The organism is Algiphilus sp., from assembly GCF_965216485.1.
In the GTDB taxonomy this organism is placed as follows: domain Bacteria; phylum Pseudomonadota; class Gammaproteobacteria; order Nevskiales; family Nevskiaceae; genus Algiphilus.
The window spans coordinates 2,752,775-2,777,831 of record NZ_OZ244162.1; the positions used below are offsets into that span (position 1 = coordinate 2,752,775).

Below are 25,057 nucleotides of genomic sequence, written 5' to 3' on the forward strand. Positions count from 1 at the left end.
CTCGGCGGCGGCGGTTGGTTGACAAGCGCGGGAGGCGCGAGAATACTACGCGACCTTTTTCGGGACCTTCCCCGACATCACCTGGTTTTTTGCGGAGTTTTTGTCTTGGCCAATTCCCCTCAAGCGCGCAAGCGCGCGCTGCAGTCCGAAAAGCGTCGCGTGCTGCATGCCTCCCAGCGCTCCATGGTGCGCTCTTCCATCAAGAAGGTCACCAAGGCCATCGACGCCAAGGACACCGACGCCGCGCGCAACGCCTACAACGAGATGGTGCCGCTGCTCGATCGCTATGCCGGCCGTGGCCTGATTCACAAGAACAAGGCGGCGCGTCACAAGCATCGTCTGGCGCAGCACATCAAGGCGCTCTCCGAGGCCTGATTCCGTCGGATCGCATCAGATCCCGCCCTGGCTGCCTCGATCAGTGGGCACTCAGGGCGAGATCGTCGCGGTGAATCAGCTCGGGTTCCCCGACATAGCCCAGCCGATCGTTGATTTCCCGCGTCGGCGCGCCGAGGATGCGTTCCACCTCCTCAGCGCTGTAGTTCACCAGTCCGCGTGCTACCTCCACGCCCTCCGGATCCACGCAGCGCACGAGATCGCCGCGACTGAACCGTCCCTCGACCGCGCGCACTCCCACCGGTAGCAGGCTCGCCCCTCCACCCTGCAGTGCCTTCACCGCGCCAGCGTCCAGCTGCAGCGTGCCGCGGGACTGTAGCTGCCCGGCAATCCAGCGCTTGCGCGCGCCAAGACGCACGTCATCGGCATGCAGCATGCTGCCCAGGTCCGGCTCCCCGGTAAGCAGACGCGTCAGCACGCTCTCACAGCGGCCATGTGCGATCACCGTGCTGGCACCCGAGCGTGCTGCCCAACGTGCCGCCGTGAGCTTGGTGCGCATGCCGCCGCGACCCAGGGTCCCCATACCGGTGCCAGCCATGGCGTCGAGTCGCGGATCCGCCAGAGAGATATCGTGCAGCAGCTCGGCGCCATCGCCGGCGCGGGGATCACGGGAATAAAAGCCATCCTGATCGGTCAGGATGATCAGCGCCTCGGCCTCGAGCAGGTTGCAGACCAGTGCCGCCAGCGTGTCGTTGTCCCCGAGGCGAATCTCGTCAGTGGATACCGTGTCGTTCTCGTTGACGACCGGCACCACGCCCCATTCAAGCAGGGTGCGCAAGGTGCTGCGCGCGTTGAGGTAGCGGCTGCGCTCGGCCACGTCTTCGTGGGTCAGCAGGATCTGCGCCGTATTCAAGCCGTACTCGGCGAAGGCGCGTTCGTAGGCGCGCACCAGCCCCATCTGCCCCACTGCGGCAGTGGCCTGCAGCGCGTGCAATGTGCGCGGGCGCTCGCTCATCCCCAGTCGCGCGCGGCCTTCGGCCACCGCCCCGCTGGACACCAGAATGACCTGCACCCCGTTGCGCAACAGCTCCGCGATCTGCGCCACCCATCCGGCAATGGCGACTTCATCCAGCCCCTTGCCCTGCGCGGTGACGAGCGAACTGCCGATCTTCACGACCAGCCTTCGCACGCCCTGGAGCGCGGAACGTCGATGGTTCATGAACCCGCCTCTGTGTCCCGCTCTTCTGTGCCATCGGTAACGTCCTGCGCCGCGGCTTCTTCGGCCTGACGGTCTTCCAGCCATCGCATGACGTCGAAGGCGAGCGCCTCCAGCCCGGAGCGCTGCACGGCCGAAATCACGTACCAGGGACGATCCCAGCCCAGGGAGGCGACTGTGGCCTCGGCCAACGCCTGCGCGCTTTGCGCATCCATCAGATCCGCTTTGGAGAAGACCAGCCAGCGCGGCCGGGCAGCCAGCTCGGGGCTGTAACGCTCCAACTCGTGCGCGATGGTGTGTACCTGGCCTTCGATATCGCCATCGACTGGCGCGAGATCGACCAGATGCAGCAGCAGGCGCGTCCGCGTCAGATGCTTCAGGAATCGGTGACCGAGGCCGGATCCGTCGGCCGCACCCTCGATGAGCCCCGGAATATCAACCATCACGAAATTGCGCAGCCGATCGACTGCCACCACCCCGGGCTGGGGGTGCAAGGTGGTGAAGGGATAGTCCGCCACCTTCGGTCGCGCCGCGGACATCGCGCTGAGCAGCGTCGACTTACCGGCATTGGGCAGCCCGGCCAGACCGACATCGGCCATCACGGCAAGCTCCAGGCGCAGCTGGCGCGCCTCGCCGTCGTACCCAGGCGTGCTTTGCCGGGGGGCGCGGTTGATGCTGCTCTTGAAGCGGGCATTGCCCAGGCCACGCGCCCCCCCCTTGGCCAGCATCAGGCGCGGTGTGGCGGGCGTGATTTCACCGAGCAGTTCGTCGGTTTCGGCATCGCGGATGATGGTGCCGAGCGGCATCGGAATCTCGATGTCATCGCCGCCTGCGCCGCTGCCGTTGGCCTTCTTGCCGTTCTCGCCATCGGGCGCGCGATAGCGCCGATTGAAGCGGAAATCGGCCAGCGTATTGAGCCCGCTGTCCGCGACAGCATACACGCTGCCGCCATGGCCGCCATCGCCACCATCCGGGCCACCAAAGGGAATGAATTTTTCGCGCCGGAATGACACATGGCCAGGTCCGCCATGCCCGGCCTCGACACGAATGGTGGCTTCGTCTACGAACTTCACGGTGCAGTCGTCTCCATCAAAAAAGGCCCCGTCGCCGGAGCCTTTTCGATGCGGTCAGTGTCTCTGGCGACGCGCGATCAGGCCTGCACGATGTTCACGACAGTGCGACCGCGACGCGGGCGGAACTCCACCTTGCCGTCCGCCTTGGCGAACAGAGTGTAGTCACGACCCATGCCGCAGTTCTCGCCCGGGTGCAGCTTGCTGCCGCGCTGGCGCACGATGATCGAGCCGGCACGTACCTGCTCGCCGCCGTAGCGCTTCACGCCCAGTCGCTTGGATTCGGAATCGCGGCCGTTGCGGGTACTGCCGCCTGCCTTCTTATGTGCCATTTCGACGTTCCTCGAAAGTGATCAGTGTGTGCTCAGGCGCCGACGATGTCGGTCACGCGCACCGCCGTATAGTTCTGGCGGTGGCCCTGGCGCTTCATGTGGTGCTTGCGGCGGCGGAACTTCAGGATATGCACCTTGCGGGCACGACCGTGTTCCAGCACTTCGGCAGATACCTTGGCGCCGTCCACCAGCGGGGAACCGACCTTGGCTTCCTCGCCTTCTCCCACCATCAGCACGCGGTCGAACTCGATGGTTTCACCGACAGCCGCAGGAAGTGTCTCAACGCGCAGGGCGTCACCCTTCTTCACACGGTACTGCTTACCGCCGGTTTGAATGATGGCGTACATCGACATGCTCCGGAATCTCGAAAACGCACCCGACGGCCCATTGCGCGGCGGGTGATCAGGGCGCGGGATAATACGCTGTGGCGCTGTCATGGTCAACGCGCTGCAACACTAGCATCGCCCTCAAGCGCCGTCGTCTACACTTGCGGCCCAGCCAGCCCCGCTGACTGACCACTAACATCTTATAAGAATCATGGACTTCAAGGACTGCATCGCTCCGGTAGCCGACGACATGCGCGCGGTCGACGCCCTGATCCGGGATCGGCTGCACTCGGATGTCGTGCTGATCAACCAGATCTCCGCCCACATCATTGGCTCGGGCGGCAAGCGGCTGCGCCCGATCCTGGCGCTGATGGCGGCGCGCGCGCACGGTGATGCGAGCGACAAGCCGGTCCTGCTCGCCGCCATCATTGAATTCATCCACACCGCCACCCTGCTGCACGACGACGTGGTCGACGAAACCGAGCGACGACGCGGTCAACCCACCGCCAACGCCAACTGGGGGAATCCGGGTGCCGTACTCTCCGGTGACTTTCTCTACTCGCGCAGCTTTCAACTGATGGTCGAGGCCGAAGACATGCGCCTGATGCGTGAGCTGGCCGACACCACCAACGCCATTGCCGAGGGCGAAGTGCTCCAGCTCATGGCCTGCGGCAATCCGGACACCGACGAAGCTGCCTATCTGGAGGTCATCGAGCGCAAGACGGCGCGCCTGTTTCGCGCCGCTACGGGGCTGGGCGCCATGTTGGCCGGCGGCGATGAAAACGCGCAGCAGGCCGCCCGCGACTACGGCCACAACCTTGGCATGGCCTTCCAGATCGTCGACGACCTGCTGGACTACCTGGCCGACCCGGAAGTCTCGGGCAAGAATCTCGGTACCGATCTGGCAGAGGGCAAACCCACGCTTCCGCTGATCCGCGCCATGCAGTTGGGCGGAAGCGCCGAACAGGGCCTCCTCAGAAGCGCGATTGCCGATGGCGGCAGCGATGACATCGAAAGCGTGCTGCGCGCCGTTGAATCCACTGATGCGATCCACTACACTTCCGCGGCCGCGCAGCGGTACGCCGCCGCCGCGCAATCCGCGTTGGCGCACGTGCCGCCGTCGGACTATCGGACTGCCATGTCCCAGCTCGCCGATTTCACCGTGTCCCGCACGCTGTAGGAATCAATCACGAGCCGCGTGAATGCAGTCGGGGTGTAGCTCAGCTTGGTAGAGCGCTTCGTTCGGGACGAAGAGGTCGTAGGTTCGAATCCTGTCACCCCGACCATCTCTGGTCATCCATACCGCACCGCTTGCTTGCGTCGCCTTCGGCGACCGAGGTCGTAGGTTGTCAGGGCCCTCCATGGCCCTGACCCTGCGGGCTCCCTCCGGTCGCTCGACAGCGCGTCCTGCGCTGTCGCCGAATCCTGTCACCCCGACCATCTCTGGTCATCCACACCACACCGCTTGCTTGCTTGCATCGCCTTCGGCGACCGAGGTCGTAGGTTGTCAGGGCCTTCCATGGCCCTGAGCCTTCGGGCTCCCGTAAGTCGCTCGGATCGGCTGTCCTGCCGATCCGTGTCACGTCCCTCCATGGCCTCGCCCCTTCGGGCCCCCTTGGCTTGCTCGGATCGGCTGTCCTGCCCGATCCGTATCAGGGCTTTCCCTGGCCATCGCCCCGCCCTGGCCTACTGCTGCAAGGCGGCCTCAATGGCACTACGGACTCGCTCGTCTTCCGGTTCGATCCGGGTATCGAAATCGGTCAGGAAGCGCCCATCCCGCCCCACCAGATACTTGTGGTAATTCCAGCGTGGCTGCGGAGCACCCGCGGCGTAGAGCTTGGCAAACAAGGGCTGCGCTTCGGCTGCCTTCACTGCGCCCTTCTCGAACATGGGGAATTCCACGCCGTAGTTGATCTTGCAGAATTCCGCCGTCTTTTCGGCGCTATCGAATTCCTGACCGCCAAAGTCGGCCGACGGAAAGCCGAGCACGCTGAAGCCTTGAGCCCCATAGCGTTGCTGCAATGCCTGCAGGCCGCCCAGCTGCCCCACATAACCGCACTGGCTGGCGGTATTCACGACCAACAGCACTTTGCCTGCATAGGCGTCGCATAAGTCAACAGACTCGCCAAGCAGCCGCTTGGCCGATACATCCAGCACTTCGCTGTCGCAAGCCAGCGAGAGACTGGACCAGAGAGCCGTCGCCATGAGCGCCACTGCATACGCCAACTTTTTCATCGTCATCCTTCCAATAGCACCGGGTGAAACAAGGTAGCAAGCTGGGGCTTGCCGCTCGCACCCGTCTCACGCAAGCCGAACAATAACGAAGATGTCGCTGCTCGCCGCCAGCGGCCCGGCGCTATGCAAGACGACGTTTTCAGCAAGGCTATCGCGCGATCAAGAGGACGTGCAGCGGTTATCGCCACAGCCGCACCAGCACCGGGATACAGCTGCGCCACGCCTACGCGCGCTGTGCACGCCCTGCGCACTCATCGATGGCATAATGCGCGGCTCCTGCGGAGGGGTGTCCGAGCGGTCGAAGGAGCACGCCTGGAAAGCGTGTATACGGTAACCCCGTATCGAGGGTTCGAATCCCTCCCCCTCCGCCAGTCACAGAAAAGCCGGCACACGTGCCGGCTTTTGTCGTTTTTACACAGGAAACAGCGTCAGGCGAAGGCTCAGGCGGTTTCGTAATTCTGGATATCCAGCGTGCGGGTCAGCCGTTGATATTCGACCGTCCTGCCGGGCCAGTTGTTGGTGATGCGCCCATCGGCGGTCTGGTACCAGCTACTGCAACCGGCGGCCCACACCGTATGCGACAGGCGTTCCTGAAGCTGCCGGTTGAAGGCGCGAGCGACTTCGGGCTTGACGGCGAGCAGGCGGTGGTGGCGCAGGCGCTCCAGTGCCTCGGCCAGGTACTGCATCTGGCTTTCGATCATGACGATGATCGAATTGCCGCCCAGATTGGTATTCGGCCCGTACATCAGGAAGAGATTGGGGAAGTCCGGCACCGTAATGCCCAGATAGGCCTCCGCTCCGCGCGACCATTGTTCGTGCAGATCCACCCCGTTCCGGCCGATAAAGCGGATCGGCGCCAGGAACTCGGTGGCCTTGAAGCCGGTGCCCCAGATCAGCACATCGCAGTCGTGCTGGACGCCATCCTTGGTACGGATGCCGTCGGCATTGATGTGGTCGATGGCCTCGGTCTCCAGATGGACGTTGTCGCGCTGCAGGGCGGGGTAATAGTCGCTGGAGAAGAGCACGCGCTTGCACCCGATCGGATAATCCGGCGTCAGCTTGCGTCGCAATTCCGGATCCTTGACCTGGCGCTCGAGATGCCAGCGCGTGACGCGCAGGAAGAGACGGTGCATCGGTGAATCGCCTTCGTCGAAGACATCCGTACTCAGATCCGCGAGCTTCCAGATGGCATAGCGGAAGGGACGGTCATAGCCTGGCATGCGCCCAAACAGGAATCGATTCAGCGCACCGTAGGGACCGTCAAGCCGTGGCAGCAGATAGGGCGCACTGCGCTGAAAGACCGTGAGCTGACCCGCTTCCTCGGCAACATGTGGGATGAACTGGATGGCACTGGCACCCGTTCCGATCACGGCCACGCGTTTGCCGCGCAGATTCACCGAGTGGTCCCACTGCGCCGAGTGGAAGGCAGTACCGGCAAAGGCATCACGACCCGGGATGGCGGGCCAGGAAGGACGTGAGAGCTGACCAACACCCAGCACCAGTGCACGCGTTTGCCAGCATCGGCCATCCTCGGCAGTGACGGTCCAGGTCGCCGTGCTCTCGTCCCAGCGCGCCTCTTCCACGCTGACACCAAAGTGGGCGTAGCGATAAAGATCGAAATGGCGCGCGCAGGCGCGCATGTAATCGAGGATTTCGGGCTGGCGCGGGTAGCGGCGCGAGAAGGTCACCTTCTTGAAGAAGGAGAAGGAATACAGGTGCCACGGCACATCGCAGGCGGCACCCGGATAGGTGTTTTCGCGCCACACGCCGCCCACGTCCGGCCCCTTCTCGAGAATGGCCATGCGTCGGCAACCCTGCTTCTGCGCCTGGATCGCGGCACCCAGGCCGGAAAAGCCCGCGCCAATGATCAATACGTCGAGCAATTCGGTGGTGTTGTCGGTGCGCGTTTGGGCACGACGGTTCATCCGTGTCTCCTGATTTTCTAGGTCTGAACGGCTCTCGACCGATCGTTTACCTGACAAGTATGCCGATCAGCGCGCGCTGGATCGAGGGTGTATCCCATGCGCGGACGCGATCATCCATGCGGTGCATCGCACAGACGCGCGGAACCGCCTCCGGCAGGAAGGTGGCGAGCCCCGGCGTCTGCAAGGACGCCGGGGCCACGCTTAGCTGCTGGTCTTCTTCGTGCTGGCGCGCTTTCCGGCCGGGGCGCTTCCCTTCTTGGCAGCGGTCTTCTTGGCGGCGGTCTTCTTCGCTGCACCCTTCTTGGTCGCCGTCTTCTTGACCGAAGCCTTCTTTGCGCTGGCCTTCTTGGCGGCGCGCTTGGTGGCACTGCCCTTCTTCGCGACTGCGGGACGGCTGTCGGCGGCAGGGGCCGGTGCTTCGGTCGTGCCGGTTGCGGTGGCAGCCGCCACCGGGTCCACACGGCCTTCCAGGTAGACAGTGTCGCGCGCCGCATTGGTGAGCAGGTACTCCCGTCCCTGCCCGTCCTCGCGCATCAGCAGTTCCACACGCGACGGCAGAAAGACCGGACGCTTAAAGGCCACTGTGAGCTGCATGGCTTCCTGTCCAGGCGGAATGATCCGCGCCACGCTGCGCGCATAGGAAAACATGCCGTGCGCAATGGCACGCTTGAAGCCGAAGGGCTTGGCCGCCAGTGCATGCATGTGAATCGGATTGACGTCGCCGGCGATCAGTCCATAGCGGCGGCCGATATCCTCGGGTGTCTGCCAGCTCTCCACCACCTGGTATTGCGACCAGTCAGGGGGCGTCCACCCGCCCTTCTTCTTGCTGCCGCCGCCCGCGCCCTTGCGGATCAGGTTCGTGCTGGTGGACTCCCACGGCACCTTGCCGGTGGTGTCGAAAATGCGCGTCACCAGATCGAACTCCAGCCCGGCATCCACCGGCCGCGGTCCTTCCACCGTGACCTCGATGTCCAGCACTTCATTGGCCGCGATGGCTCTGTGCTGTGTCACCGCATTGCGCACATGCACCGCGCCCAGCAACTTGAAGGGGAAAGCCTTGTGCGTGAGCACCTGCAGATGCAACGGCGCAGCGAGGACGTGCGGATAGCTCGGCGGCAGCTTTCCATCAATGCGGAAATTGCACAGGCTTCGGTACTTGCGCAGCGCCTCCGCGTCGGCCACGACGCCGCGGCAACGCGCCACGATGGGCGGAATCGACTCGCCGGGTTTCAGACCCGCGCCACGCGCCAGCGCAGCACGCAGAAACCCGGTCCAGGCGGAGGGCAGCTCCTTGTATTCCAGCGTGTAGCTCATTGACTTGGTCCTTGTGCTCTTGTGTGTGTGTGCCAGCGTGCGCGATCAGCTTGAACGGCGTGTGACCCAGATCGCGATGTCGGCGTGGAAGACCATCTCCCCCCGGTCATCGCGCACGGCGATGTCCACATGCAGCGTCTCGCCATCCGGCAAGGGCTGCGGCAACGACAAGCTTGCCGTCGCGTGCATGGTGCCCCGCGCCTTGGCCAGATACTGCACCGTCATGCCCTTGGGAATCCAGCGGTGCGACTTCGGCAGCGTGGCCTCGGCCGCCACGCCCATCGCCAGTTCGGCGAGATTGCACAGCGCAATGGCATGCACCGTGCCGAGGTGATTCCGTACGCCCCGGGTGTGCCGCATGGAAGCTGTCACGCATCCCGGCTCCACCGATTCCACCAGTACGGGAATGCTGCGGAAGTACGGCGCCAGGCGCTGAAAGATACCGGTGAACAACCGCTTTCCGCCCGGAACAGCCTGCAGGCGCTGGAACAATGACAGCACCGATACCCGATCCTGAATGCCGGCCATGGTCTATACCTTGAGTGCGATTTCGGTGGCTTGCCGGATGGCACGCTTGGCATCGAGTTCGGCCGCCTCGTGAGCACCGCCCACCACATGGAAGGGAATGCCACGTTCGCGCAAAGGCTCTTCCAATGAGCGGTCCGACAACTGGCCCGCACAGACCACCACGCTGTCGACGGCAAGCGTGCGCGGCTCGTCACCAACCACGATATGCAGGCCTTCATCGTCGATCCGCTCGTAGTGCACGCCGCCGATCATGTGCACGCCGCGATCGCGCAGACTGGACCGGTGCACCCAACCGCTGGTCTTGCCCAGTCCCTTGCCCAGAGACTCCTTCTTGCGCTGCAGCAGCCAGATCTGCCTGGGCGAATCCGGCGTCGCCTTGGCGGCAATGCCGCCCGCGCTGTCGATGGCGGGGTTCACCCCCCACTCGGCATACCAGGCCGCCGGGTCCAGGGCCGTGGATTCGGCGCTGGACAGCAGCTCGGACACATCGAAGCCGATGCCGCCGGCGCCGATGACCGCCACGCGCGGCCCCACGCGTTCGCTCTGCTCGATGGCTTCCGCGTACTGCAGCACGCTGGGGTGATCGATACCGGGAATCGCGGGAACCCGACCGGTGACCCCGCTGGCGAGAATGACCTCGTCAAAATCGGTGAGCATCTCGATGTCCACCTCGACGCCGAGACGCACGGTCACACCCAAGGTCTCGAGTCGGCGCGTGTAGTAGCGCAGGGTCTCGGTGAATTCCTCCTTGCCCGGAATACGGGCCGCCAGGCGGAACTGTCCGCCCACTGCCTCGCCCCGCTCGAACAGGGTCACGTGATGGCCGCGCTCGGCGAGCTCTACGGCCGCGGTCATACCGGCAGGCCCCGCGCCCACTACCGCCACCTGCTTGACCACTTCGGCCGGTTTGCGCACCAGCTCGGTCTCATAGGCGGCGTAGGGATTGACCAGACAGCTGGCGCGCTTGAGCGCGAAGGTATGGTCCAGACAGGCCTGGTTGCAGGCGATGCAGGTGTTGATGTCCTGCGCGCCGCCGCGCGCGGCCTTGTTGACGAAATCCGGGTCGGCAAGCAGCGGCCGCGCCAGCGAGACCATGTCGCAGGCGCCGCGCGCCAGCAGATCCTCGGCGATTTCCGGGGTATTGATGCGATTGACCGCGATCACCGGGATGGAGACCTCCGGCCGCAGCTTTTCCGGCACAAAGCCGAAGGCGGCGCGCGGAACGCTGGTCACGATGGTGGGCACACGCGCCTCATGCCAGCCTATCCCGGTGTTGATCATGGTTGCGCCGGCGGCTTCGATGGCCTTGGCCTGGAACAGCACCTCGTCCCAGGTGTTGCCACCTTCCACCAGATCCAGCATGGAAAGCCGGAAGATGATGATGAAGTCCGGCCCCACCGCTTCGCGCACGGCCTTGACGATTTCGACCGGGAAGCGCGACCGATTCTCGATGGGCCCACCCCAGTCATCGTCGCGGCGATTCACACGTGGCGTGGTGAACTGATTGATCAGATAGCCTTCCGAGCCCATGATCTCGACGCCGTCGTAGCCCGCCTCGCGCGCCAGCACGGCGCAACGGGCGTAGTCGGCAATGGTGGAGCGAATGCCCCGCTCCGACATGGCGCGCGGCTTGAAGGGATTGATGGGCGATTTCACCGCCGACGCCGAGACCGACAGCGGGTGATAGCTGTAGCGGCCCGCATGCAGAATCTGCAGCGCGATCTTGCCGCCTGCCTCATGCACCGCCGAGGTCACGTCCCGGTGCGGGCCCACCTCGCGCTTGCTGCTGAGCTTGGAGGCAAAGGGATACAGCCAGCCTTCGCGATTGGGCGAGAAACCGCCGGTAACGGCCAGCGCCACACCACCCTTGGCACGGGCTCCGAAGAAGGCCGCCAGCTTGTCGAAATCGCGCGCCTTGTCTTCCAGCCCGATATGCATCGAGCCCATCAGGACACGGTTGCGTAGCTGGGTGAAGCCGAGGTCGAGGGGCTCGAGCAGATGCGGATAGGCGGCGTTCATTTGGCGATCTTCCGCGGCTTGTAGGCGGCCTCCGCGTCGCTGGTATTGCGCTTGATCGCGATGCGCTGATTGGCGTGACCCATCAGCTGGCGCTGTCGACGGCGCTCTGCCGCAAGGGCCCCGGATTCAGTGTCATGCCAGGCCTCGTTGAGCAGGAACTTGCCTGCCGCGACCGCATCGGGAGAGCGATTGGCAATTTCCTCGGCCAAGGCCTCGGCAGCGGCCACGGGCTGCTCGGCCGTCTGCGTCACCAGCCCCATGGCAGCCGCCTCGTCGCCACTGACTACGCGGCCGGTATAGGTCAGCAGACGGGCCTTGTCCGCACCGATCAGCTCACGCAAGAGCGCCGCACCGCCCATATCCGGAATCAGCCCCCACTTGGCTTCCATCACCGACAGCTTGGCGTCCGGCCGGGCAATGCGGAAATCCGCACCCAGCGCGAGCTGCATGCCGGCACCGAAGCAGTTGCCGTGGATCGCCGCGATCACCGGACACGGCACATCCCGCCAGACCATACTGACCTGCTGGAACTTGTTGCGAACCGGCGAATACAGTCGTGCATAGAGCTTGGCCAGATCCAGGTTCATGCCCTTGCCGAAGAAGGCCTTGACGTCGATCCCGGCACAGAAGCTCGGGCCTTCGCCGGAGACGATCACGGCACGCACCGTGCGCTCGGCAGCGAGTGATTCGGCCGCCTCGATCAACCCGTCCATCATGGCCTGATCGACCCCGTTATGCGCCTTGGCGCGGGTCAAAGTGACACGGGCGAGGCCGTTGTCATCGATATCTGTTCTTACGCGGTTGCTCATGTGTGTCTGACCTGTTTTTCGTCGGATTCCGTGTTTCCCAATTCTCAGCTGCCACTTCGAGGCAAGCAGTTCCGCGCCCTCAAAAGTTCGCGCTGTCGAGCATCGTAACGAGCACGGCGCGGGTCCCTTTCTCTGCTTGTCCAGAGAAAGGAACCAAAGAGAAGACACCCCATACCAGCGACGGCCCTGTCGGGCTGGTCCCCTGAGCAGCGCACGTGCTCGAGGTCGGCCCGCCACGACATCCATGTCGTGACCGGCCTTGGCGCACCGTCCATGGCGCGCCAACCTCTGCGCGCGTCCGCTACTCCGGCGCCGGTACAGGGTGATTCGGTAAGGCTCGTCGCTTCGCGACATCGCGGCACAGCACTTCTGCGCTCCCACGGCGATGCCACGTAGCTGCGCGCCCTTCTCCCGTGCCCTTTAAGGGTGGCTGGCTCGAATGTCGCGCGCAGGGTGCGCGAGACAGGACGTCGAGCGAGCGCCGTCACGACAGGGACGTCGTGTCGGCGCGTCTCCCGAGCACGGCTTTCGAGACAGGCACCTGCCGCGGCTGAGCCGCGGCAGGCCACCCGGCGGGCACCATGGTTTTGGTGACTTTTGCCGCAACAATAGTCACCCGCGCCGTCCTGGACACCTCGAAGGACAGCGGCTTGCTCTCGGGGCGCGGAAACCCTTGGCACGACATCGCCAATAGCCCTTCGGGGCTATCAGGCACCAACCAAGGACTGCCCACAAACACGAATGGTATTCCCGGTCACACCCGCCGCCCCTGGCGTTGCCAGGAAGCAGATGAGCTCGGCCACATCCTCGGGCTGTCCGCCCTGCGACATGGAGTTCATGCGCCGCCCGGCCTCACGAATAGTGAAGGGCATCGCAGCCGTCATGCGGGTCTCGATGAATCCCGGCGCCACGGCATTCACCGTGATGCCCTTCTCGGCATGGACGCTCCCCTCGGCGGCGACGTAGCCGATGAGTGCGGACTTGGTGGCGCCGTAATTGGTCTGGCCGACATTGCCGGCGATGCCGCCGATGGACGAGAGGCAGATGATACGACCGTGCTCGCGCACCGCGCCGGTGGCGTGCAGGGCCTCGTCGATCCGCACGATGGCGTCCAGATTGATGGCCAGCACCATGTCCCAGTGATGCTCGGGCATCTTGGCCAGGGTCTTGTCGCGGGTCACGCCGGCGTTATGCACGACGATGTCCACCCCGCCGAACTGCTCGAGTACGAAATCGGCCAGCTTCTTGGGCGTGGCGTCATCGGTGACGTCCGCCGGGAAGCCGATGCCGTTGATGGCCGACATGGTGTCGTTGAGCGCGGCCTGATCCTGGGGAATATCCACTCCGATCACCTGCGCGCCTTCGGCGGCCAGACGCTGGGCCGTGGCGGCACCGATGCCGCGCGCCGCGCCGGTGACCAAGGCCACCTTGCCGTCGAGGGTGGCTGTGGTCGGCATCTTGGTGGGCGCCTTGGCCTGGCTGCTGATGCGCACTGGCTGGCCGTCCACGTAGGCGGAATGCCCAGTCAGGAAGAAACGCAGCGGCATGTCGAGGCGGCTCTCTGCCCCCTTTTCCAGATAGAACAGGTTGGCGCGGGCACCGCGCTTGCCGATCTCCTTGGCGAGGGAGCGGGTAAAGCCTTCCAGCGCCCGGTAGGCCGCGGCCTGCGCCGAGTGCTTGGCGGCTTCCGGCAGCCCCGTCACGATGACCACGCGCGCGTTCTTGCCGATCTTGCCCATGATGGGGTGGAAGAAATCGTAGAGCGCTCGCAGGTCCTTGGCACCCGCCACCGCGGTGGCATCAAAGGTGACGACGTCGAGCTTGTCCTCTTCTCCCAGCGCGTCAGCGCTCTTCAGGCAATCGGCGCCGGCGGCATCGAGCATCTTGGTGATGCGCGTCTGCGCGAAGCCTTTGCCGGCGGTGCCTGCCAAGGCGCGAGCGCCTTGCAGCGGCTCGGCTTGGTAAGCCCCCTTGGCGCGCAGCAGCGCGACCGGGGTCGGCAGGCCGATGTTCTGGAGTATCTTGCGCGCAGCCGGCTGCTGCGCGAGGTTGAGAAGGCGGTCTGTCATGGGTTTCTCCCTCTAGATGGCATGGTTCAAGCGCCGCGAAGGCAAGTCATCGCAGCGCAGCAATACGTTGGCGTATGGAAGCTATCACACCGCGCCCTTGGATGCGCCTGCCTCTTGCGCTTCCACGGCTCGCAGAAAGCCGACGATCTCCGGGTAGAGCCGGTCCGGCTTGGTGCGCAGTTCAAGGATGGAACGTGCTTCGATGAAGCGCGCGTGAGGCAACTGGCGGGTCAGCGCGTGCGCATCTTCCAGGTTGTGCAGCCAGTCTCCCTTGTGCCCGATGACCAGCGAAGGCTGGACGATGCGCTTGCGATCCGGGTACGGCGGCACCACTGGCCCCACCAGAATGCCGTGCAGTACCGAGGCGATCTGCTCGGGAGAGTTGCTCATGGCGTTCATCACACTGGCCGCCACTTCCTTGCGCGGCCGCGGCAGACGGCGCATGAAGCCGGTGAAGCCACGCAGCACCGGGCGCAGATACTGGGTGGACAGCACCAGAGGCACCAGCAGCAGTGCTGCGAAGATGGTGGAGCGCTCCATCACCGGCATTTCCAGGATCTGAGCCCGCACGCGTTCGGGGTACTTGACCGTGGCATGCAGGGTGGCAATGGCGCCGAGCGACACGCCACCGACAACCGCCCGCTCGATGCCCAGATGATCCAGGCAGGCAATCGCCTGGTCGCCATAGAAATCGATGCGATTCATGGTGGCGTGCACCGGTCGATCGCTGGCGCCGTGGCCCAGCAGATCGAGCAGGATCACGCGATAGCCATCCACGGCCAGGCGCCGCGCCAGCACCCGATTGACGAGCGAATCCAGCAGCAGGCCATTCATCAGCAGAATGGGACTGCCATCGCGCGGACCGAAGCATTCGAAGGCCATGGCGTGGCCGTGCCAGTCGAAAAACTCGTGCATGATCGCCACCGGTGCGGTGCGGGGGCGCTCCGCCCCGTCCGCGGCGCGAGGTTTCGTGAGGAAGGAAAGGGCCATCCGGCGTCTCCTGGCATTCGGGGCCGCTATCCTAGCGCGGCCCCGTGCCGCGGTTGCTAGCGCAGTTCGCTGGAGGTCTTGCCCAGCAGCCGGCGCGCCACGATGAGCAGCTGGATCTGCTGGGTCCCTTCGAAGATGTCCAGAATCTTCGCGTCCCGCGCCCACTTCTCGATCAACTCGCCTTCGCCGTATCCGACCGCGCCGCACAGCTCGACGCAGGCCAGCGCGGTGTCGACCGCGGTGCGCCCGGCCTTGGCCTTGCACATCGAGGCCTCCAGTGCATTCGGCTGGCCGTTATCCGCCATCCAGGCAGCGCGCAGCGTCAGCAGACGTGCGGCTTCCCAATCCGCTTCACACTCCATGAGCTTGGCCGCCGCCGCATGCCCATGGGTGCGCGGACGGCGATAGTCGATGTGCACCCCGGCATCGGCCAGGATGCGACGCGTTTCCTCGATGGCAGCGCGCGTCAGGCCCACCGCCATCGCAGCGACGATGGGGCGTGTGTTGTCGAAGGTCTGCATGACACCACCGAAGCCCTTGCTGGTGTCGATATCCGGTGAGCCGAGCAGATTCTCGGCCGGGACCCGGCAGTTCTCCAGACGGAAGGCTGCGGTATCCGAGGCGCGGATGCCCAGCTTGTGCTCAAGCCGCTCCAGTGTCAGTCCCGGGCGATCCTTTTCCACCAGGAAGGCCTTGATCGCCGCGCGCCCCTTCGAGCGATCGAGGGAGGCCCAGACCACCAACGCATCCGCGCGTTCGCCGGCGGTGACGTAGATCTTCTCGCCATTGAGCAGGTAGTCGTCGCCATCGCGCTCAGCGGTGGCACGGATGGCCGCCGAATCCGAGCCTGCATGGGGTTCGGTGATGGCCATGGCCACCCAACGCCCATCGAAACGCTTGAGCTGTTCCTCGTTGGCAACGGCTGCGATGGCGGCATTGCCCAGGCCCTGGCGGGGAATCGACAAGGCCAGGCCGACGTCGCCCCAGCACAGCTCGGTCATCCCCAGCACGGCGGTCATGTTGGCGCCATTGCGCACGCCGCTGTCACCGCCGGCATCCTGCTTGAGCTTGCCGGCACCTGCGCCTTCCCCACCGGAGGCGTTCATGCCGTCCATGAGCGAGGCGAGCATGTCGAGTTCCACCGGCTTGGTGTGCTCGGCGCGATCGTATTTGCGCGAGATGGGACGGAACATTTCCGCACCGATCTGATGCGCCTGATGAATGATGGGCTTGAACTTCTTCGGGGTTTCCAGATTCAGCATGGTGTGATCTCGGTCTAAAGGGGGAGGCTGCGCGGTACGGCTGCGGGCCTAGAGCAGCACGGCGCCTTCCATCAGCGCTGTGGCGCGCAGGTCGCGGTACCAGCGTTCCACCGGGTACTCCTTGACGAAGCCATGCCCGCCGAAGATCTGCACACCGTCCGAGGCGATCTGCATCGCGTGGCGCGCGGCCAGGGTGCGCGCCAGCTGGACCTCGCGCAGCGCGTCCTCACCCTGCTCCAGTCGGCTGGCAGCACGCAGCGTGGCCAGGCGCAGTCCATCGCGCTCGATGCCCATGTTGGCGATCATGAAGGCCACCGACTGCCGATGGCTGATCGGCTCGCCAAAGGCCTGGCGCTCATTGGCATAGGGAATGCAGTAGTCGCGGACGGCCGTTGCCGTGCCGACCGCGAGCGCGCACCAGGCAGCTCGGGCACTGGCGATGATGCGGTCGTAGTCGCCTTCGCCCAGCTCCAGCGCTGCGTCGTCGCGCAGTTCCACATCTTTGAAGCGCACGCGCGACAGACCAGCCGCACGCAGCCCCATGGCGGGCTGCGCCTCGACCTGAATCCCCGGTGCAGCCGCCTCGACGATGTACAGTGCGGGCGCGCCTTCCGGCGACCGCGCCGCCACCACGAAGAAGTCGCTGCGGCTGCCGTTGACGACGAGGCTCTTGGTCCCTGAAAGGCGCAGCTTGGCGCCATCCTGGCGCACGCGCGTGCCGAGGTCATGCGGCGCGAACAGCGCACGTTCCTCGGTGATGGCAAGGCTGGCGGTGGGCGCGTTCTCCTCCTCCGTCATGGGCGCGAGGAAGGCACCCTGCTGTGCCGCGTTGCCATAATCGGTGAGCAGCAGCGCCACCGAGGGTGTGGCGAGCAGCGACACCGCGATCCCCATGTCGCCATGGGACAGACTCTCGGCGATGAGGGCCGAGGTCACCGTACTGCGCTCGCTCATGGCGCCGCCCAACGCCTCCGGAATGGCCATGGCGAGCACGCCGAGTTCATTGGCCTGCGCCTGCAACTCGGCGGACGGCGCGCCGTCGGCTTCGGCGGCCTCCGCATTCGGACGCAGCAACTCCGCAGCCACCTGTTCCATGGTCTCGGCGATCATCTGCTGCTCGTCGCTCGGCGTCAGATCGAAGAGGTCCTGGCGCGGCGGCCGACTGCCGCGACTGGAAGCCGACCAGTTGCGCACCGCCTTGAACTGCCGACCCGCGCTGTTGACAGCACCGAAGCCCACCTGGGCGCCGGAGCGAATCAAGGCGGAGGCCGGCCCGTGCAGCTTGAGGCGGGCGCTCAATGGTGAGCCGGCAAAGCGTGTCAGCACACGCACGCCCAGTCCGATGGGATCCATCCTGCGGGTCTTGTCCGTCATTGCTTTCCTGCGTTGGCATTCATGGGAGACAACCCATGCCGACGGAGGTCACAAGCGGAGACTGCCGCTTGCGATGGCCTCAATGTCGGCATCGGTTATGGGGGTGTAGCCCTGCTTGCGATCCTTGAGCACATAGATCGGATCACCCTCGCAGCGGGCGGGGTTGAAGCCGGCCTTCTTGAGGTCGACCTTGCGATGCTTGAAGGTGCCCGTGGTCTCGACGCGCGCCAGCAGACGCACGAAGACCGGCACCGCATAGGCGGGCAACTGCTCGGACAGATGATCGGCCATCGCCTTGCCGTCAAAGGAAGCGCCCTCGTGCAGCAGCAGACCGGCCATGCTAGCGCGACCGTCGGCACCCGGTACTTCCACGCCGTAGACCACGGACTCATCCACCTCGTCGCGCATATCGATGGCGCGCTCGACTTCGGTGGTGGCGACGTTTTCTCCCTTCCAGCGGAAGGTGTCGCCGACGCGATCAATGAACTGGATGTGCCGCATGCCGATGTCACGCACCAGGTCACCGGTATTGAACCAGCAGTCGCCCTCGGCGAAGACGTCGCGGAACAGCTTCTTTTCGCTGGCCGAGGCATCGGTGTAGCCGTCGTAGGGCGCCTTGTCGCTGACCTCGGCGATCAGCAGCCCGACCTGCCCGCGCTTCACCTTGCGCATCCAGCCCTGCTTGTCGCGGACCGGCATCTCCTCGCTGGCATCGAAGTCCACCACCGCATAGGGCAAAGGACAGAAACCGCAGGAGCCGGGCACATTGAAGGTGTTGGTGAAGGCCAGATTGCCTTCGCTGGCACCATAGAACTCGTTGATATGCGGAATACCGAAGCGCGTCTGGAAGGCCTCCCACAACTCCGGTCGCAGGCCATTGCCGATGGCGGCCCGCACGCGATGGTCGCGGTCCGTATCGCGTTCGGGTTGCAGCAGCAGATAGCGACACAGTTCACCGATGTAGCAGAACACGGTCGCATCGGCGGCGCGCAGCTCATCCCAGAAACCCGAGGCCGAGAACTTGCGCGCGATGTAGAGCTCAGCCCCGGCACCCAGGGCGGCGCCCCAGGACAGGGTCAGGGCGTTGTTGTGATACAGCGGCAAGGGGCAGTAGAAGACATCGCTCGGGCGCATGCGCAGCGACGCCAGCCCGATGCCGGCCATCGCGCGCAGCCAGCGCGTATGCGACATCACCGCCGCCTTGGGCATGCCGGTTGTGCCGGAAGTGAAGATGTAGAACGCCGGCTGGCCGGCCTTGATCTCATCGACCTCCGCCGGATCCGCGGCCGACAGCATGGCACTGGCCACGTCCAGGTCGGTCTGCCCCTCCGGTACCGGCGCGTCGTCGCCGTCCGCCAGCCAGGCCACAGCGGCGGACTTGACGGTGGCATCGTCTCGCACGCTGTCGAAGGCCTCCTGGCATTCGCCGCCCACCAGGATCACGCGCGGGGCAATCAATCCCAGGCTGTGCGCCAGAACCTCACCGCGCTGATTGTGGTTGAGCAGCCCGGCAATGGCGCCGATCTTGATGGTGGCGGTGACAGCGGCCAGCAGTTCGACCCGATTCTCCATCAGCAATGCCACGCCGTCACCGGGACCGACGCCCTGCTCACGCAGCCAATGCGCCCAGCGGTTGGCGAGCTGGTTCAACGCGAAATAACTGAGCCCGCGACGGGCGTCGCGTACCGCGGGGCGCTCGGGATGGCGGTGCGCCATCCGCTGAATGCGGCGCCCGATGGAATCGATCTTGTCACGGTCGGCGCGCGCTAGATCGATGATCCCGCGCACGGTGGTCGATGTTCTGGGGGCGCCGCGCTTCACGTAACCGCGAACGATATCCAGCAAGCCCACGCGATCTCTGACTGCCATGCCTTTCCCCTCCGTTGATTGATGCGTTCCGGCGGCTGCAGCCTGCGCACCGCCGTGCGATGACGTCGAACGCATCATGCCACGCACACTCCGTTCCGCCGCCGCTGCGAACCGGTGCCGCAATCAGGAACGTTTTCTTTCTGGAAAGGCATATTTCCGGATGTTGTCACAGCGCGATGCATCGGTCAATATCCGGAAAGTACGCTTTCCTTTCGACCACACAGCCAGGGTTCTTGCATGAATCGCCGCCCCAGCAGCACCCGCAGTCGCCGCTATCGCGGCCGCAGCACCGATGAGCTGCGCGCCGAGCGACGCGAGCGGTTGATGCAGGCGGCCACAGCCCGTATTGGCGAGGTGGGCTACCAGTCCACCACCATCGAAAAACTGTGCACCGAGGCGCGCGTATCGACGCGCCATTTCTATGAGCACTTCGCCACCCGCGAGGCCTTGCTCAGCAGCCTCTTCGATCGCATTACCGAGCAGACGCGCGCGGTCATCATGCAGGCACTTGCCGAACAGGCGGACGACGCCGTGGAACGCGCCTTGAACGCGGTGCGTGCCTTCGTGCGCTATGCCCTGTCGGACCCTGCGCGGGCGCGCATCGCCTTCGTCGAGACGGTGGGCGTGTCTCCGCATATGGAGCGCCGCCGGCGTCTGGCCATCAACGACTTCGTCGATGTCATCAGCAATGCCGCGCAACACCTTGCGGAACAGGGCGTGCTACCCAAGCGGCACTACCGATTGGCGGCGATCGCTCTGGTGGGGGCAACCAACGAGATGCTGGTGGAGTGGCTGAGTGGCGACACCGGTCTGACGGCGGAGCAGATGGAGCGCGCCATCATCGATCTCTTCTCGACGCTCATCGCCGGGGCCCGCGCATCCCACGCATCATGACCGCCGACCGCTTGATCCAACGAGGATTCCCATGCGCCGCATGACCATTCCCCGGCACATACGCCTGCCTGTCATCGCACTCCTTCTGCTGTGCGGGGCGAGCACGATCGCGAATGCCGAAAAGGAAACCACCCCAGCGGAGAACACGGCCGCCAACGAGCGGGGACGCGCCATTGCCGAGGAGGCCTGGGCGCGCGGCAACGGCTTCGGCAGCCTGCGCGCCGTGGTCGAGATGACGATCATCACCCGCAGTGGTCAGCAGGCCAGCCGCCGGCTCGAGATCGCCCTGCTGGAAGGCGAAGGCGAAGCCAGCAAGGCCCTGACGCGCGTGGAGGCGCCACGGGATGTGGCGGGTACCGCCCTGCTCACGCACACCAGTGTTGCCGGCGACCAGCAGCAATGGCTGTACCTGCCCGCGGCCTCGCGTACCCGCCGCATCAGCAGCGAGAATCGCAGCGGTTCCTTCATGGGGAGCGAGTTCAGTTTCGACGACTTCGGCGCCCAGCCGCCTTCGCGCTACACCTTCGCCTATCTGCGCGAAGAGGCGCTCGAGGGTACGCCCTGCCATGTCATTGAGCGCCATCCGCGTTCCGGTCGACAGGGCTACGAGATCGCCTGGCTGGACAAGGAGCGTCTGCTGCTGCAGCGGGTGGAGTACTACGACGCCAACGGCGACATGACACGCGTGTTGAGCGTCAACGGCTACGAGCGCTACAAAGGTGCCGACGGGGAAAGCTATTGGCGCGCCAGCACACTGCGCATGGACAACGCGCGTACCGACGCCGCCTCGGTACTGCGCTGGGAAGGCATTGAACTGGGCGCCGGTCTGGACGCGCGCGACTTCGAAGTCGCCGCCCTGTCACGGCGGCGCTGATGCTGCAATCGGCACGCGAAGGCCTCATCGCCTGGCGCGGTGTGTGCGCCGCCGTTGCCGTGGTCGTGTCCTTACTGGCCAGCGCCGGCATGGTGCATTTGTCTTTCACCACTGACTATCGCGCCTTCTTCTCCGAGGACAACCCAGACCTCAAGCAGCTCGAGTTCATCGAGGACAACTTCGCGCGCGCCGAGACCCTGGTCATCACGCTTGCACCGCAAGACGGTGCGGTCTTCAGTGCCGACACGCTGGAAGCGGTGCGCTGGCTTTCCGATCACGCGCTCCGCCTGCCCTACGCCAAGGGCGTGTCCTCGATCACCGAATACTACCCGGCGCGCGGCCGAGAAGGGGAACTGGTGGTACAGCCCCTCATCCCCGACCGGCCGCTGAGCGCAGCCGAACGCGAGGCGCTGCGCGCGGAGGCCCTGGCCGACGCGCGCATCACCGGCATCATGCTGGCGCGCGACGGCGACGTGACCGGAATCATTGCCCACTTCGAGCTGCCGCATCAGACCCCCGAAAAGGAGATCCAGGAGGTTGCCGATGCCACGCGCGACCTGATGGCGCGCTTCGCGCAGCAGGACTTCTCCGAGGGCATCACGACGCATCTGGCCGGCGTGATGATGCTCAACGATGCCATGTCCGACACGCTGCTCGGGGAAGCGCGTTCGCTCTATCCGATCGCCTTCGTGGTGATGTTCCTGCTGCTCGGACTGCTGCTGCGCTCCATTACCGCCACCGCGGCCACCATCGCGGTCATCCTGATGAGCGCGGGCACGACCATGGGCGCGGCAGGCTGGCTCGGCATCACCTTGACGTCACCGTCGCTGACTGCAGGCCTCGTCGTCATGACGCTGGCCGTGGCGGATTGCGTGCACATGCTCTCGACCATCGGCCTGCGCGCGGTGCAATGCGATACGCCACGCACCGCCATGCTGCACAGCCTGCGCGTCAATTTCCTGCCCATTCTTTTGACCAGCATCACCACCTCCATCGGCTTTCTCGGCCTGAATCTGAGCGACTCCCCGCCCTATCGCGACCTGGGCAATCTGGTTGCCATCGGCGTCATGGCCGCCTTCGCCTACAGCCTGCTTTTTCTGCCGTGGTGGACCCTCACCTTCCCGGTGCGCCGGCCGCCGGTCACCAAGGGCGTACAACAGGCATTGGTCCGACTGGCCGACGGCGTCATTCGCTGGCGCCGGCCGCTGCTCGCCGGCGGTCTGGTGGTGGTGGTCGTCGCCATCGCCGCCATTCCGCAGAATCGCTTTGGCGACGATTACGTGCAGTTCTTCGAAGAGGACCACCCATTTCGCGTCGCCACCGAGTTCACCAACGAAGAACTGACCGGCATGCAGTACGTCGAGTATGTCTTCGACGCCGGAGGCGACGGACAGGCGCTGGAACCGGCCTTTCTGCGCGATTTGGACACCTACGCGGAATGGCTTCGGCAGCAGCCGGAAGTGCGCAAGGTCAGTTCGATCATCGGGGTGCTCGAATCCCTGCACCGCGCGATGAACGACGGTGACCCCGCCTTCGAGCGCCTGCCGGATACCCGCCAGGAAGCCGCGCAGTATTTGCTGCTCTACGAACTCTCCCTACCCAGCGGCGTGGATGTCACCCACCTGGTCAACATCCACAAGTCGGCGGCGCGCATGAGCGTGCAGCTGGATACCATTAGTTCGGAAGCCATCCGCCAGTTCGACCAGCGCGCGCTGGCCTGGCAGAAGGCCCATCTCGATGCCGCCGAGGTCACCCGCGGCGCCGGCGTGTCGATCATGTTCGCGCACATCGCCCGACGCAATTTCGTATCCATGCTGTGGGGCACGGGCATCGCCTTCGTGGTGATCAGCCTCATGCTGCTGGCCGCCTTCCGCAGTCCGCGACTGGCGCTGATCAGCATGGCGCCCAATCTGCTGCCGGCCATCATTGGCTTCGGTGTCTGGGGGCTGACCATCGGCCAGGTCGGGCTCAGCCTGGCGGTGGTCGGATCACTCACGCTGGGCATCATCGTCGATGACACCCTGCATCTGCTGAACCGCTATGCGCGCGCCCGACGCGAGGGTGCCGGCCCGGAAGACGCCATCCGCGAGGCCTTGTCGCAGGTCGGTCTGGCACTCGGCATTACCTCCCTGGTGCTGTTCACTGGCTTCGCGCTGTTCACAACCTCCGGCTTCCTGCTCACGGTGCACTTCGGCGCGCTCACGGCCATCGTGATCGCGGCCGCGCTGCTGGCGGATTTTCTGCTCCTGCCTCCCTTGCTGCTGTGGCTCGATCGACGCTAGCGCAGGGCCTGAGCCTGCTGCTCGGCCTGTTCGGCGGCATCGGCGTGGCCGCCGCGCAGACCGAGTGGCGCGGGGTGATGGAACTGGAGGGCCGCTATTTCCGCGTCGACGAAGGCCGCGGGCTGACTGGCTCCGTCGCCGGGCTGCTGGACATCTACCAGCCCACCGGCGACCGCGATCTCAGCCTGATCGCGGAGCTGTTCTACCGCGAAGACGCGGACGACCCGCGCCGCAGCCACGGCGACATCCGTCAGGCCTATCTACAGGCACTGGGACGCGAGTTCGAACTCTATGCCGGCTGGCGGCGCATCTTCTGGGGCGTGACCGAGGCGCGCTCGCTGGTCGACACCATCAATCAGACCGACCTGGTCGAGGACATCGACGGCGGCGCCAAGCTCGGTCAGCCCCTGGTGCAACTGCGCTGGCTGGCGCCGCTAGGCACGGTCGACGGCTTTCTGCTGGCGGGTACCCGTGCGCGCACCTTTCCCGGGCAGGATGGCTTTCCGCGCATCCCCTTCCCGATTGCACGCCGGGCCGAACGCTTCCCGAATGGCGAGCAGCAACGGCTGGACTATGCCCTGCGCTGGCAGTTTCGTGCGCCGGGTCTGGATCTGGGCCTGTCGTGGTTCGACGGTACCGCACGCGACCCGGATTTCCTGCCCTGCCTGGCCGAAGGCAGTGACTTCCCCAATACCGACAATGGACCGAACTGCAATCTGCAGGACGCCATGCCCGAGCAGCCGCTGCCCGGCGCCCTGGTCGACCTCTTGCAACTGCTGCGACTGGCGCCGAGCGATGCGGAGGTGGAGGCAGATACCCGGCAGAAGGTAATGGACAACCTGGTGCTGGTCCCCGACTACCCGCGCGAACGGCGGGCGGGCCTAGACCTGCAGTATCTGCGGGGCGGGCTGGCGCTCCGGCTGGAAGCACTCCTGCGCGAACGCGATGGCAACTGGAGTCAGGCGGCCGTGGCGGGCGCGGAGTACACCCTGCCTGGCTTCTTCGGTACCGGCTGGGATGTCAGCGCACTCTTCGAGTATCTCTACGACGCACGCGACAACGACGTCTTCGCGCAGCGCTTCGCCGACGATCTCTTCTTCGGCACGCGGATGAGCTTGAATGACCTGGCCGGCAGTGTCGTGCTGGCCGGCGTCATCGTCGAACCCGACTTCGGCAACCGCCTGTTCTCGGTGGAAGCGAGCCGCCGTCTCTGGGGTGACTGGCGCCTGACCGCCGATGTGCGCGTCTTCTCGGATCTACCCGATGATCCGCTGGTGGATCTGATCGACGGCCAGGACCGCGTCCGCCTGCTGCTGCAGCGCTTCTTCTGAACAGG

At 65.3% G+C, this 25,057-nt stretch carries 21 protein-coding genes and 2 tRNA genes; 8 read left to right on the top strand and 15 right to left on the bottom strand.

Translation table 11 applies throughout. The features are described from left to right. Nucleotides 1–105 precede the first annotated feature (105 nt). Complete coding sequence (gene rpsT, locus ACOOFO_RS12735) at nucleotides 106–375, top strand: 30S ribosomal protein S20 (protein ID WP_420427135.1); 270 nt, start codon at nucleotides 106–108, stop codon at nucleotides 373–375. Between the two features lie 40 nt (nucleotides 376–415). Here rpsT and proB read toward each other — a convergent pair whose 3' ends face one another. The 4 genes from proB to rplU all read right to left on the bottom strand — a co-directional run bounded on the left by proB (nucleotide 416) and on the right by rplU (nucleotide 3,298). Further along, on the bottom strand, nucleotides 416–1,552 hold the full coding sequence (gene proB / locus ACOOFO_RS12740) for a glutamate 5-kinase (RefSeq protein WP_420427136.1): 1,137 nt from the start codon (nucleotides 1,550–1,552) through the stop codon (nucleotides 416–418). After that, nucleotides 1,549–2,622 carry an Obg family GTPase CgtA gene (gene cgtA, locus ACOOFO_RS12745; RefSeq protein WP_420427137.1) on the bottom strand — a complete coding sequence of 358 codons (1,074 nt, stop codon included), beginning with the start codon at nucleotides 2,620–2,622 and terminating at the stop codon, nucleotides 1,549–1,551. The genes proB and cgtA overlap by 4 nt, the downstream gene beginning before the upstream one ends. 77 nt (nucleotides 2,623–2,699) lie before the next feature. Then, nucleotides 2,700–2,951, bottom strand: a complete 252-nt coding sequence (rpmA, locus tag ACOOFO_RS12750; RefSeq protein WP_223056346.1) for a 50S ribosomal protein L27 — start codon at nucleotides 2,949–2,951, stop codon at nucleotides 2,700–2,702. A 32-nt stretch (nucleotides 2,952–2,983) separates the two neighbouring features. Further along, a complete protein-coding gene (rplU, locus tag ACOOFO_RS12755; protein WP_290567366.1) occupies nucleotides 2,984–3,298 on the bottom strand; it encodes a 50S ribosomal protein L21 in 315 nt (104 codons plus the stop codon). Between the two features lie 190 nt (nucleotides 3,299–3,488). Here rplU and ACOOFO_RS12760 point away from each other — a divergent pair, with 190 nt between their 5' ends. Next, complete coding sequence (locus ACOOFO_RS12760; protein WP_420427138.1) at nucleotides 3,489–4,457, top strand: polyprenyl synthetase family protein; 969 nt, start codon at nucleotides 3,489–3,491, stop codon at nucleotides 4,455–4,457. Nucleotides 4,458–4,486: 29 nt separating this feature from the next. Further along, nucleotides 4,487–4,563: transfer RNA gene (locus tag ACOOFO_RS12765), tRNA-Pro, on the top strand. Nucleotides 4,564–4,963: 400 nt separating this feature from the next. On the opposite strand, the gene ACOOFO_RS12770 is transcribed toward ACOOFO_RS12765, so the two are convergent. Continuing rightward, nucleotides 4,964–5,512, bottom strand: a complete 549-nt coding sequence (locus ACOOFO_RS12770; RefSeq protein ID WP_420427139.1) for a glutathione peroxidase — start codon at nucleotides 5,510–5,512, stop codon at nucleotides 4,964–4,966. Nucleotides 5,513–5,792: 280 nt separating this feature from the next. Between ACOOFO_RS12770 and ACOOFO_RS12775 the strand changes: the two genes are divergently transcribed. Further along, nucleotides 5,793–5,883 (top strand) — tRNA-Ser (locus tag ACOOFO_RS12775). A 69-nt stretch (nucleotides 5,884–5,952) separates the two neighbouring features. Here the strand turns inward: ACOOFO_RS12775 and ACOOFO_RS12780 are convergent. From ACOOFO_RS12780 to ACOOFO_RS12825, 10 genes are all read right to left on the bottom strand, one after another. Next, nucleotides 5,953–7,437, bottom strand: coding sequence for a flavin-containing monooxygenase (locus tag ACOOFO_RS12780; RefSeq protein WP_420427140.1), 1,485 nt, complete (start codon nucleotides 7,435–7,437; stop codon nucleotides 5,953–5,955). Between the two features lie 201 nt (nucleotides 7,438–7,638). Continuing rightward, entirely contained in the window at nucleotides 7,639–8,751 is a 1,113-nt protein-coding gene (locus ACOOFO_RS12785; RefSeq protein ID WP_420427141.1) for a MaoC/PaaZ C-terminal domain-containing protein, read from the bottom strand. A gap of 45 nt (nucleotides 8,752–8,796) precedes the next feature. Beyond that, entirely contained in the window at nucleotides 8,797–9,279 is a 483-nt protein-coding gene (locus tag ACOOFO_RS12790; RefSeq protein ID WP_420427142.1) for a hotdog fold domain-containing protein, read from the bottom strand. Between the two features lie 3 nt (nucleotides 9,280–9,282). Beyond that, complete coding sequence (locus ACOOFO_RS12795) at nucleotides 9,283–11,298, bottom strand: FAD-dependent oxidoreductase (protein ID WP_420427143.1); 2,016 nt, start codon at nucleotides 11,296–11,298, stop codon at nucleotides 9,283–9,285. After that, complete coding sequence (locus ACOOFO_RS12800; protein ID WP_420427144.1) at nucleotides 11,295–12,107, bottom strand: crotonase/enoyl-CoA hydratase family protein; 813 nt, start codon at nucleotides 12,105–12,107, stop codon at nucleotides 11,295–11,297. Before ACOOFO_RS12800 ends, ACOOFO_RS12795 begins: the two co-directional genes overlap by 4 nt. A gap of 707 nt (nucleotides 12,108–12,814) precedes the next feature. Further along, the gene (locus ACOOFO_RS12805; RefSeq protein ID WP_420427145.1) at nucleotides 12,815–14,176 is read right to left on the bottom strand and encodes a 3-oxoacyl-ACP reductase; all 1,362 of its coding nucleotides are present in this window, start codon (nucleotides 14,174–14,176) and stop codon (nucleotides 12,815–12,817) included. An 84-nt stretch (nucleotides 14,177–14,260) separates the two neighbouring features. Beyond that, nucleotides 14,261–15,091 (bottom strand): alpha/beta fold hydrolase, encoded by an 831-nt coding sequence (locus ACOOFO_RS12810; RefSeq protein WP_420427146.1) that lies wholly within the window; start codon nucleotides 15,089–15,091, stop codon nucleotides 14,261–14,263. A gap of 131 nt (nucleotides 15,092–15,222) precedes the next feature. Beyond that, nucleotides 15,223–16,428 (bottom strand): acyl-CoA dehydrogenase family protein, encoded by a 1,206-nt coding sequence (locus tag ACOOFO_RS12815; RefSeq protein ID WP_420427147.1) that lies wholly within the window; start codon nucleotides 16,426–16,428, stop codon nucleotides 15,223–15,225. A gap of 48 nt (nucleotides 16,429–16,476) precedes the next feature. Beyond that, on the bottom strand, nucleotides 16,477–17,802 hold the full coding sequence (locus ACOOFO_RS12820) for an acyl-CoA dehydrogenase family protein (RefSeq protein ID WP_420427148.1): 1,326 nt from the start codon (nucleotides 17,800–17,802) through the stop codon (nucleotides 16,477–16,479). A 48-nt stretch (nucleotides 17,803–17,850) separates the two neighbouring features. Further along, complete coding sequence (locus ACOOFO_RS12825; RefSeq protein WP_420427149.1) at nucleotides 17,851–19,671, bottom strand: long-chain-acyl-CoA synthetase; 1,821 nt, start codon at nucleotides 19,669–19,671, stop codon at nucleotides 17,851–17,853. Nucleotides 19,672–19,908: 237 nt separating this feature from the next. Here ACOOFO_RS12825 and ACOOFO_RS12830 point away from each other — a divergent pair, with 237 nt between their 5' ends. Genes ACOOFO_RS12830 through ACOOFO_RS12845 form a run of 4 tightly spaced genes read left to right on the top strand, consistent with a single transcriptional unit; the run spans nucleotide 19,909 to nucleotide 25,052 of the window. Continuing rightward, nucleotides 19,909–20,565 carry a TetR/AcrR family transcriptional regulator gene (locus ACOOFO_RS12830; protein WP_420427150.1) on the top strand — a complete coding sequence of 219 codons (657 nt, stop codon included), beginning with the start codon at nucleotides 19,909–19,911 and terminating at the stop codon, nucleotides 20,563–20,565. Nucleotides 20,566–20,596: 31 nt separating this feature from the next. Further along, nucleotides 20,597–21,439: an outer membrane lipoprotein-sorting protein gene (locus ACOOFO_RS12835; RefSeq protein WP_420427151.1), complete on the top strand. Its 843-nt coding sequence runs from the start codon at nucleotides 20,597–20,599 to the stop codon at nucleotides 21,437–21,439. Beyond that, a complete protein-coding gene (locus ACOOFO_RS12840) occupies nucleotides 21,439–23,721 on the top strand; it encodes an efflux RND transporter permease subunit (RefSeq protein ID WP_420427152.1) in 2,283 nt (760 codons plus the stop codon). The genes ACOOFO_RS12835 and ACOOFO_RS12840 overlap by 1 nt, the downstream gene beginning before the upstream one ends. Beyond that, nucleotides 23,703–25,052, top strand: a complete 1,350-nt coding sequence (locus ACOOFO_RS12845) for a hypothetical protein (RefSeq protein ID WP_420427153.1) — start codon at nucleotides 23,703–23,705, stop codon at nucleotides 25,050–25,052. Before ACOOFO_RS12840 ends, ACOOFO_RS12845 begins: the two co-directional genes overlap by 19 nt. Nucleotides 25,053–25,057 lie beyond the last annotated feature (5 nt).

Coding starts and splice junctions, on each gene's coding strand:
- ACOOFO_RS12835 (WP_420427151.1), top strand. CDS start 20,597: ATGCGCCGCATGACCATTCCCCGGCACATACGCCTGCCTGTCATCGCA.
- ACOOFO_RS12800 (WP_420427144.1), bottom strand. CDS start 12,107: ATGAGCAACCGCGTAAGAACAGATATCGATGACAACGGCCTCGCCCGT.
- ACOOFO_RS12825 (WP_420427149.1), bottom strand. CDS start 19,671: ATGGCAGTCAGAGATCGCGTGGGCTTGCTGGATATCGTTCGCGGTTAC.
- rpmA (WP_223056346.1), bottom strand. CDS start 2,951: ATGGCACATAAGAAGGCAGGCGGCAGTACCCGCAACGGCCGCGATTCC.
- ACOOFO_RS12790 (WP_420427142.1), bottom strand. CDS start 9,279: ATGGCCGGCATTCAGGATCGGGTATCGGTGCTGTCATTGTTCCAGCGC.
- ACOOFO_RS12805 (WP_420427145.1), bottom strand. CDS start 14,176: ATGACAGACCGCCTTCTCAACCTCGCGCAGCAGCCGGCTGCGCGCAAG.
- ACOOFO_RS12785 (WP_420427141.1), bottom strand. CDS start 8,751: ATGAGCTACACGCTGGAATACAAGGAGCTGCCCTCCGCCTGGACCGGG.
- ACOOFO_RS12815 (WP_420427147.1), bottom strand. CDS start 16,428: ATGCTGAATCTGGAAACCCCGAAGAAGTTCAAGCCCATCATTCATCAG.
- ACOOFO_RS12780 (WP_420427140.1), bottom strand. CDS start 7,437: ATGAACCGTCGTGCCCAAACGCGCACCGACAACACCACCGAATTGCTC.
- rplU (WP_290567366.1), bottom strand. CDS start 3,298: ATGTACGCCATCATTCAAACCGGCGGTAAGCAGTACCGTGTGAAGAAG.
- proB (WP_420427136.1), bottom strand. CDS start 1,552: ATGAACCATCGACGTTCCGCGCTCCAGGGCGTGCGAAGGCTGGTCGTG.
- ACOOFO_RS12760 (WP_420427138.1), top strand. CDS start 3,489: ATGGACTTCAAGGACTGCATCGCTCCGGTAGCCGACGACATGCGCGCG.
- ACOOFO_RS12810 (WP_420427146.1), bottom strand. CDS start 15,091: ATGCACGAGTTTTTCGACTGGCACGGCCACGCCATGGCCTTCGAATGC.
- ACOOFO_RS12820 (WP_420427148.1), bottom strand. CDS start 17,802: ATGACGGACAAGACCCGCAGGATGGATCCCATCGGACTGGGCGTGCGT.
- ACOOFO_RS12770 (WP_420427139.1), bottom strand. CDS start 5,512: ATGAAAAAGTTGGCGTATGCAGTGGCGCTCATGGCGACGGCTCTCTGG.
- ACOOFO_RS12795 (WP_420427143.1), bottom strand. CDS start 11,298: ATGAACGCCGCCTATCCGCATCTGCTCGAGCCCCTCGACCTCGGCTTC.
- ACOOFO_RS12830 (WP_420427150.1), top strand. CDS start 19,909: ATGAATCGCCGCCCCAGCAGCACCCGCAGTCGCCGCTATCGCGGCCGC.
- ACOOFO_RS12840 (WP_420427152.1), top strand. CDS start 21,439: ATGCTGCAATCGGCACGCGAAGGCCTCATCGCCTGGCGCGGTGTGTGC.